This is a genomic window from Sphingopyxis sp. LK2115 (assembly GCF_014595975.1).
Lineage (GTDB): Bacteria > Pseudomonadota > Alphaproteobacteria > Sphingomonadales > Sphingomonadaceae > Sphingopyxis.
Window position 1 is genome coordinate 40,532 of the sequence record NZ_JABWGQ010000046.1, and the last position, 6,609, is coordinate 47,140.

A 6,609-nucleotide genomic window follows, 5' to 3' on the forward strand; every position below is an offset into this window, starting at 1 on the left:
GCCCTCAGTTCTGTGGTCAGGGCTAGCCCCCCTGGCCGCCAGTGGATTCGGATCAGGCCGCGTCGATTTTGTCGTCGTTGCGATTTGCGGCGCGGCGGCGTGCGACGAGCGCGGCCGCCGCGGCGCCGAACAGAAGCAGCATCGGCGGCGCGGGAACCGGCGTCGGGTCACCCGACGAGCTGCTTGTGCTGCCGCCCGATGACGAAGTTGAAGAGGAGGAACTGGACGAACTCGACGACGAGCTGCTGCTCGACGACGAAGAGGAGGAGGAGCCGGTGCTGCCGGTCGAGCCCCAGCTGCTGCTGCCGCCCGTCGCGCCCGACGAGGTCGCGCCGCTCGACGTGCTGCTCGACGATGAGGATGACGACGAGCTGCTGCTGCTGCTCGACGAGGAGCTTCCCGAACCGCCCGACGAACTGCTGCTCGATCCGCCCGAACTGCCGCTCGACCCGCTCGACCCGCTGGACCCGCCCCAGCTCGAACTGCCGTGCGACGAGCCGCCCTTCGACGAACTGCCGCCCGATGACGAACTTGACGAGGACGAGGAGGACGAAGACGAACTCGACGACGAGCTGCTGCTTGACGACGTGCTGCTGACACCGCCGGTTGAAGTGCTGACACCGCCGGTTGAAGTGCTGACGCCCCCAGTCGATGTGCTGACGCCGCCGGTTGAGGTGCTGACGCCGCCGGTTGAGGTGCTGACGCCCCCGGTCGATGTGCTGACGCCGCCGGTTGAGGTCGAGACGCCGCCTGTCGAGGTGGTCGAGCTGATGCCACCGGTGGAAGTCGAGGTCGACACACCGCCGGTCGAGGTCGAGACGCCGCCCGTCGAGGTCGAGGTGCTGACGCCCCCGGTAGAGGTCGACACGCCGCCGGAGGTGCTGCTGCTCGTCGTGCTGAGCCCCCCCGTGGTGGTCGAGGTCACGACGATGCTGCCGCTGCTGCCACCCGAACTGCCGCCGAAAAAGCCGCCGAAGAAACCGCCGCCGAAGCCGCCGCCAAAGCCGCCGCCGATCACGGTGACGCCGCCGCCGCTGCCACCGCCTTCCCAGCCCGCTTGCGGAAAGGGGGCATAGGGGATCGGGGGCAGGGGGATGGTCTGTGTCACCACTTGCTGCTGCGGCGTTGCGGTGCGGATCACTTTTTTCGTCGTCACGACGCGGCGCACGCGTTTCACCGGCTTGCGGGCGGCGTGGCGCTTGCGCACGACTTTCTTGGGTGCGCAGGGCGAGCATTTGACCGTTTGGGCGCGCGCCGAGGGGACATCGGCGACCTGCATCGCGCCGCTGCCGATAATCGCGCCGCCGCAGGTGCAGGCACAGAGCTTGGCGAGAGCCATCCGGACAGACATAGGTTCTTCTCTCTTTCCCGTTGCAGGTGCGAAGCGCCAGCGACCCGGCATCCCCAATCCGCTTTCGCCATTCGCTAGACGCAGAAAGGCCAAAGCTTTGTGAACGCGGCAATCGCGTTAACCGCATTTGCCTGTCCGACAGCGGGAAAGGGAGCACGAAATCAACCCAAATCGCCCTATCTGTCCCAAAACGGAACGTAAAATGCAATGATTCTATACGATTGGTTAATCTTCGGACCTAAATGATCGTCGGCGCGGCCGTGGCGGGCAGGGGCGACGGGCGGCAAGAATCGCCGCCGGTTCATCGCGGCTTCACACCATATCTCTATCGGCGGCTTCGGCGCTTGTATCGTCGCAAGCGGCTGGTTATAGGCGCGCCACTCCCCGAGCCGCATTGCGGCCGCCGGTGACAGGAAAGGACGCGAGAGCCCCTCATGCCGACCAAGATTGCCGATGTTGGCGCTGACGCGCTTCGCGAAGCCAGATCCAATCTCGATTCGGATTATGTCCCGAGCGACGACGAAGAGTTTATGAACGAGCGGCAGCAGGAATATTTCCGCGGCCTGCTTGTCGCCTGGAAGAAATCGATCCTCAGCGAAGCCGAATCGACGCTGGCGCATTTGCAGGACGGCCCGCTGCGCGAACCCGACCTTGCCGACCGCGCGTCGAGCGAGACCGACTGGGCGATCGAGCTTCGCACCCGCGATCGCCAGCGCAAGCTGATCGCCAAGATCGACGCCGCGATCCGCCGGATCGACGAAGGCGAATATGGCTATTGCACGGTGACCGGCGAGCCGATCTCGCTCGCGCGGCTCCAGGCGCGGCCGATCGCGACGATGACGCTGGAAGCGCAGGAACGCCACGAACGCAACGAAAGGATTTCGCGCGAGGATTGATCGCGCGCATCCGCCCCAGCCATTTACGATTCGGCAACCGCGCCGACCTAGATTCCGTGCCGCAACGACACGAAATGGGGCGCAGCCATGGATTCGCAACGGCCGGCAACAGTGGACGAGGAGGTTGCGGCGCTGTCGCGCAGCGCCGATCGCGACAGCCTGTTCATGCAGGCCGAACTGGCGCTGGCCGGACGGTCCGACCGGACCACCGTGCGTGTGCGCAACCTGTCGCCGGGCGGGATGCTCGCCGAATCGACGCTGGCGATCGAACGGGGAGCGGCGGTCGAGGTCGATTTGCGCAACATCGGGCCGGTTCCGGGACGCGTGGTCTGGACCGGCGAAGGCAAGTTCGGCATCGCGTTCGATCGGCTGGTTGATCCCCAGGCGGTGCGCCGTCAACTGGTGTCACAGTCTGATCTGCCGCCACATCTGCGGCACCGGGGGCTGGTCGGCGCCCCCTTCTATCGCCGACGCTGATGCATCCCGTAAGGGGCGGCATCCGCCGGCGATAGCGCTGGCGATCAGCCGATCGCGAGCATTTCTTCCTTGAGTTTCAGTTTCTGCTTCTTGAGCTGCGCCAGCAAGCCCGTATCGGGGGCGGGGCGACGTTCTTCATTCGCAATTTTCGCATCGAGGTCCGCGTGGCGGGACTTCAGGGTGGAAAGGTGCGACCTGCTCATAAGGCATTCTCCTTTTCGACTCGATGGACGGCCCTGAGTAAATCATGAATCGGGCGCAATGTCGTCACGATTCGGCCAGTCGGTCCCCGTTGCGGACCAGTGGTGAACGTGGCAGGGTTGATGCGTGAGCCCCGAAGAGATCAGCCAGCGCCTCGAATTGCTTCGGATCGAGCACCGCGACCTTGACGCGGCGATCATCGCGCTCGGCAGCGCCGCGGTTGCCGACCAGCTGCAGCTCGCGCGGCTCAAGAAGCGCAAGCTCAAACTGCGCGACGAAATCGCCTGGTGCGAGGATCAGCTGATCCCCGACATCATCGCCTGAACGCCGCGATCAAAGCGGGACAGCCGCGTCTTCAGATTTCATGGTTAGCGCCATTGCCCAATCCATGCGCCGCATGGCATTTCCGCTGGCATGGACGGTGAACGAACAGACCTGAATGCGCAGGCGCGGCCGGTGCAGCGCGCGCAGGTCGAAAATCTCTATGTCGAGGCGATGCTGCTCGCCGACGAGGCGCACGCGGCCTTTGCGGCGCAGCGCGACCTGAGCCTCGGCGACGACGGCGCACCAAAGGTCGACGCGTTGGCGCAGGTTTCGCTGGCGTGCGAATCGCTCAAGACAACGACGCGGCTGATGCACATCATCGCCTGGCTGCTGCACCGCCGGGCGATGCTGGCGGGCGATCCCGGCGCGGGTCCGCACGACAGCGCGGCGCGGATCGGCGAACCTGTGGCGGCCGACTGGGCGATATGCGCCGGATTCGACGCGTCGCTTCGCCGCATCATCGCGGCCAGCGAGCGCTTGTTCGAGCGGATTGCGCTGATCGAGGCTGGCTGGAACGCGCCCGCGGCGACGCCCCCCGTGCAGCAGTTGCTCGCCCGGCTCGAAGCGCGGCTGTGACGCGGGCGGGCGCAACGCGCGACCAATCAGCTTTGCCGCCTCCGCTTGTCAGGACCAGTTTTTTGTGAGCAATTGGCGCGGGGTCGCTTCATCGCCGTTGGAGTGGGGAGGAAGCGTATGGACAATGATGGAGACAAGCGGGCCAGGTCGGAACGGCGGACTGGCGATCGCCGCGTTGCCGACAATCCCGGTTTCCAGGGGCCGGATCGTCGCAAGGGCGACCGGCGCTCAGGCAGGGACCGCCGATCGGACAAGTGAGCGCTGCGGCGAGCGCAACGGGAGAAGGCAATTGACGGAGCCGCACCTGCCGCGCCTGAGTGTCGACATTGTGTCCGATGTCATGTGCCCCTGGTGCATCATCGGCTGGCTGAAGTTCCGGCAGGTGATGGATCATTTCAAGGGGCGGCTCGATTTCCGCGTTCAGTGGCATCCCTTCCAGCTCAATCCCGACATGCCGCCGGATGGCGAAGACGCCGCGGCGCATGTGATGCGCAAATATGGCATCAGCGCCGATCAGAGCCGCGCCAATGCGGCGCGGCTCGCAGCGATCGCGGACAAGCTGGGCTTTGCCTTCAACCGTGGCCCCGATTTCCGGATGCGCAACAGTTTCGATGCGCACCGTTTGCTGACCTGGGCTGGCGCCCTGGAATCTTCCGACCAACAGGCGGCGACGGGCGTTCAGACGGCGCTCAAGCTGGCGTTGTTCCGCGCGCATTTCACCGACAATCGCGATGTCAGCGACCATGGCGTGCTCGCCGATGTCGCGGCGTCGGTCGGACTCGCCCGCACGCGGGCGGCCGCCATATTGGCGTCGGACGAGTTCGGGGAAATGGTGCGGACCGAAGAGCATTGGTGGGCGGAGCGGAACATCACCGGGGTGCCCGCCTTCATTCTGGGCGGGCAGATGCTGGTGTCGGGAGCGCAGGATGCCGAGCTGTTCATCCGCGTGATCGAAAGGAAGATCCTGGCGCCCGCCGCCTGAGCGGCCGCGTGCAGGCCAATCCTTTGAGATTTTTCAAGCTTTATGGCCTAAGGCGAGGCGGATGAGGGGCATCGGGGCGAAGATCGGGCGGAGCTTTGGCGCGCCCGTAATGGCGCAGGTGGCGGCCGCGCTGCTGCTGTTCGGCGGCGGCTACATTATCGCCAACCGCTTTCAGTTGATCCACAGCGTCGCCTATCGGTTCGCCGCGGGCGACGCACCGAGCGCCGCGACGGCGCTGTTTTTCCTCGCCTTCCAGGCGGCGGCGCTGATGGCGGCGTTGTGGCTTTTTCCGCGTCGCTGGGCCGCGGTGCTGCTTTTTCTCGCGGGCGTCTCGATCGCCGTGAACGTCAGTTACGCGCAGCTTGTCGCCGAGCTGCTCGATGCGGGCTCGCTTGCCTGGCTGCTCGCCGAAGTTCGGCAGGCGGGTAATGCCGCAGGCGAGTTCGGCGGCGAATTGCTGTGGGCCGCAGCACAGGTCGCGGCTGCACTGGCGCTGTTCGTCGCGGCGCGGCGGCTTGCGCGGCGCGCGGTGCGCTGGCCGTGGGGCGGTGGCCTGGCGGTAGCGACGCTCGCGCTGCTCATCGCGCCGAGCATCGTTTATCGCCATGCCGCGCTGTGGCCGGAGGGTGCCGAGCGCAGCCTTTATGGGCTGGTTGCCGATCTTGCGGCAGCGTCGCCGCCCCCGCCACGCGGCGCGGTCGAGATCGTGGCGCGCGCGCCCGCCGATACGCCGCGGCACATCGTGTGGGTGATCGACGAGAGCGTTGCCGAAGCGCCCTTTCGGCGGCTGATCGCACCGACGCTGGCGGACACGCCGCACGTCGACTTCGGGGTCGCGGCGGCGATGGGGCATTGCAGCGCGCCCGCGCAGGTGGCGCTGCGCTCAGGCGTTGACGTGCGCCGCGTCGATGCGGGCGCCGACCTGCGCCGCACGCCGTCGATCTGGGCCTATGCGAAGGCGGCGGGATATCGGACGGTGTTGATGGATGGGCAGACGTCGGGGGCGCCGCAGAATCTGCTGCTGCCGCCAGAACGCGCGCTGATCGACGCCTATCGGCCGATGCCCGGCGGGATCGACACCGACCTGAAGATGGCCGACGCGATCAATCGAGCGCTGAAAGGGGACGCAAAGACATTTACCTTTGCCGTGCTGCGCGGCGTCCATTTCCAGTATCGCGATCATTATCCGGCAGGCGCCATCCCCGCGGACGCCCCTGTCGCGCAGCAATATGCGACCGCGCTCCGCTGGTCAAAGGCGGGCTTTTTCGGGCGGCTGCTCGCCGGGGTCGACCGCGATCAGACGGCGATCATCTATACGTCCGACCATGGACAGAATCTGTCGCCCGGCGCGCTGCCGCATTGCAGCCGCGAGGCGATGGCCGACGAGTTTCGCGTGCCGCTGCTCGCCTTTCTCCCGCCGCGGATCGCGGCGCGCTATGCCGATGCGCCGCGCCGGGGCCATTCGGTCAGCCAGATTTTCCCCGCGACGCTGATCTGGATGGGATATGATCCGGCGGCGGTCACGGCGCGCTATGACCACGATTTGGCGCAGCCGACCGCGCGCTTCGTCTGGTTCGGGCGCACGGTGATCCCGACCGGCGGCGAGACGGCGATCGACGTCACCGCGGGCGCCGATTTTCCGGGCAGCTGAGCCCGCGCGTCAGTGCGCGCGCGGGCGCGGCGGTCCGGCGATCAGCTTGTTGAGCGTCGCGAGGCGGCGACGCGCTTCGGTCCAGTCGCGTTCGGGATGCGCCTGAACAACGTGACGCCCGCCGATGTCTACTTCGGCAGGGCGGCAGCCC

At 66.7% G+C, this 6,609-nt stretch carries 8 protein-coding genes; 7 read left to right on the forward strand and 1 reads right to left on the reverse strand.

The window, feature by feature from the left end; genetic code table 11:
- The first annotated feature begins 41 nt into the window (after positions 1-41).
- From HUW43_RS10105 to HUW43_RS10115, 3 genes are all read left to right on the forward strand, one after another.
- Positions 42-1,076, forward strand: a complete 1,035-nt coding sequence (locus HUW43_RS10105; protein WP_188237289.1) for a hypothetical protein — start codon at positions 42-44, stop codon at positions 1,074-1,076.
- 709 nt (positions 1,077-1,785) lie between these two features.
- On the forward strand, positions 1,786-2,247 hold the full coding sequence (gene dksA / locus HUW43_RS10110) for an RNA polymerase-binding protein DksA (protein WP_188237290.1): 462 nt from the start codon (positions 1,786-1,788) through the stop codon (positions 2,245-2,247).
- Between the two features lie 87 nt (positions 2,248-2,334).
- Complete coding sequence (locus HUW43_RS10115; RefSeq protein WP_188237291.1) at positions 2,335-2,724, forward strand: PilZ domain-containing protein; 390 nt, start codon at positions 2,335-2,337, stop codon at positions 2,722-2,724.
- A 44-nt stretch (positions 2,725-2,768) separates the two neighbouring features.
- Here HUW43_RS10115 and HUW43_RS10120 read toward each other — a convergent pair whose 3' ends face one another.
- On the reverse strand, positions 2,769-2,927 hold the full coding sequence (locus HUW43_RS10120; protein ID WP_188237292.1) for a DUF465 domain-containing protein: 159 nt from the start codon (positions 2,925-2,927) through the stop codon (positions 2,769-2,771).
- 124 nt (positions 2,928-3,051) lie between these two features.
- Here HUW43_RS10120 and HUW43_RS10125 point away from each other — a divergent pair, with 124 nt between their 5' ends.
- From HUW43_RS10125 to HUW43_RS10140, 4 genes are all read left to right on the forward strand, one after another.
- Complete coding sequence (locus tag HUW43_RS10125) at positions 3,052-3,249, forward strand: YdcH family protein (protein WP_188237293.1); 198 nt, start codon at positions 3,052-3,054, stop codon at positions 3,247-3,249.
- Between the two features lie 90 nt (positions 3,250-3,339).
- Positions 3,340-3,825 carry a DUF1465 family protein gene (locus tag HUW43_RS10130; RefSeq protein WP_223181450.1) on the forward strand — a complete coding sequence of 162 codons (486 nt, stop codon included), beginning with the start codon at positions 3,340-3,342 and terminating at the stop codon, positions 3,823-3,825.
- 289 nt (positions 3,826-4,114) lie between these two features.
- Positions 4,115-4,807: a DsbA family oxidoreductase gene (locus HUW43_RS10135; RefSeq protein WP_223181451.1), complete on the forward strand. Its 693-nt coding sequence runs from the start codon at positions 4,115-4,117 to the stop codon at positions 4,805-4,807.
- 61 nt (positions 4,808-4,868) lie between these two features.
- Entirely contained in the window at positions 4,869-6,458 is a 1,590-nt protein-coding gene (locus tag HUW43_RS10140; protein WP_188237294.1) for a sulfatase-like hydrolase/transferase, read from the forward strand.
- Positions 6,459-6,609 lie beyond the last annotated feature (151 nt).

Coding starts and splice junctions, on each gene's coding strand:
- HUW43_RS10130 (WP_223181450.1), top strand. CDS start 3,340: ATGGACGGTGAACGAACAGACCTGAATGCGCAGGCGCGGCCGGTGCAG.
- dksA (WP_188237290.1), top strand. CDS start 1,786: ATGCCGACCAAGATTGCCGATGTTGGCGCTGACGCGCTTCGCGAAGCC.
- HUW43_RS10115 (WP_188237291.1), top strand. CDS start 2,335: ATGGATTCGCAACGGCCGGCAACAGTGGACGAGGAGGTTGCGGCGCTG.
- HUW43_RS10140 (WP_188237294.1), top strand. CDS start 4,869: ATGAGGGGCATCGGGGCGAAGATCGGGCGGAGCTTTGGCGCGCCCGTA.
- HUW43_RS10120 (WP_188237292.1), bottom strand. CDS start 2,927: ATGAGCAGGTCGCACCTTTCCACCCTGAAGTCCCGCCACGCGGACCTC.